Here is a 1,753-nt window from a genome sequence, read left to right as displayed (position 1 = left end):
CTGAACACGCTGCGCTGGGCTGCCGACATCCGCCCGTGGGCCGACATCAAGCTGCCACCCGAAGGAAAGAAGGGCACGAACCTGAAGGAGGCCGAGCTGAAGATGGCGAAGCAGCTGATCGGCGACATGACCGAGACCTGGAAGCCCGAGGCGTATGCGGATCGCTTCAGCGAGGCGATCCACGCGCTGGTGGCCAAGCGCATCGAGCGCGGCGAGACCGAGCAGGTGGAGGCGATGGAAGACAGCGGCGAGAAGAGCGGCCCGAGCAACGTGGTCGACCTGACCGAGCTGCTCGCGAAGAGCCTGAAGGGCAAGGCCGCATCGGCCGCGAAGCCGGCGGCCCGCAAGCCGGCTGCACGCAAGCGCGCCTGAGGACATCGCGATGGAACGCAGTACCCGTGCGTCGACACCCGCCGACCCGCTGCACACCTATTGGAGCAAGCGCGATTTCAGCCAGACGCCCGAGCCGCGCGGCGCGCGGGCGAAGACCGGCCCGCAGCTCGCGTTCGTCGTGCAGAAACACGATGCGACGCGGCTGCACTACGACTTCCGGCTCGAGCTGGAGGGCGTGATGCTCTCGTGGGCCGTGCCGAAGGGGCCGAGCTTCGACCCGGCCGAGAAACGGCTCGCGGTGCGCACCGAAGACCACCCGGTCTCGTACAACAGCTTCGAGGGCCACATCCCCGAGGGCCACTACGGTGCCGGCGACGTGATCGTCTGGGACCGCGGCAGCTGGCAGCCGGTGGGGGGTGTGCGCGAGGCGAAGAAGGGCCTGGCAGCCGGCAAGATCGCCTTCACGCTCGACGGCGAGAAGCTGCACGGTGCGTGGGAGCTGGTGCGCATGCGCAAGTCGGGCCGCGAGAAGCAGCAGCCGTGGCTGCTGCTGAAGAAGAAGGACGGCTTCGCGCGGCCGCACGCCGAGTACGACGTGGTCAGTGCGCTGCCGGACAGCGTCAATGCCGCGGCCGTGGCCGACGCGCAAGACACGGGCGCGAAAGCCGTGAAGGCAGCGCTGCCGAAGACGATGTCGCCGCAGCTCGCCACCCTCGCGAGCGGCGTGCCGGCCGACGGTGACTGGGGCTTCGAGATCAAGTTCGACGGCTACAGGATCATGACGCGCATCCAGCGCGGCAAGCCGGTGCTGATCACGCGCGGCGGGCACGACTGGAGCGCGCGGATGCCGGCGTTGGTCGAGGCCTTGCGCCGCCTCGAGCTGTCATCGGCCTGGCTCGACGGCGAGATCGTCGTGTTCGGCGACGACGGCCTGCCGGCCTTCAACCGCCTGCAGAACGCGTTCGACGGCGGCGACACCTCGCACGTGGCGTATTTCCTGTTCGACCTGCCCTACGTGGAGGGGCACGACCTGCGCGAACTGCCGCTGCGCGAGCGCCGGCGCCTGCTGAAACAGCTGCTCGATGCCAAGGCCAGCGGGCCGCTGCGCTTCAGCGAGGACTTCCCCGCCGATGCGGCCAGCGTGCTGCAGTCGGCCTGCCGATTGAAGCTCGAAGGCGTGATCGCGAAGCGGCAGGATGCGCCGTACGTGTCGCGCCGCAGCGAGACCTGGTTGAAGCTGAAATGCCAGCAGCGCCAGGAGTTCGTGATCGGCGGCTACACCGACCGGCGCGGCGAGCGCGACAACGCGCAGATCGGCAGCCTGCTGCTCGGCGTGCACGATGACGCCGGCCGGCTGAAGTCGGTCGGCAGCGTCGGCACCGGGTGGGATGCCGCGACGGCGGCCGAGCTGAAGCAGAAG

General features: G+C 69.3%; 2 protein-coding genes. Both read left to right on the top strand.

From position 1 onward, the window contains the following. Positions 1 to 372: Ku family protein (locus AC1D12_RS32600; RefSeq protein WP_477845277.1), on the top strand; the 372-nt coding region annotated here is incomplete at its 5' end. 10 nt (positions 373 to 382) lie between these two features. Beyond that, positions 383 to 1,753: non-homologous end-joining DNA ligase (gene ligD / locus AC1D12_RS32595; protein WP_477845276.1), on the top strand; the 1,371-nt coding region annotated here is incomplete at its 3' end.

This window comes from Rhizobacter sp. P1_G5 (assembly GCF_056405435.1).
The sequence above is the reverse complement of the archived record's forward strand: the minus strand, read 5'-3'. Positions and strand labels throughout refer to the sequence as shown.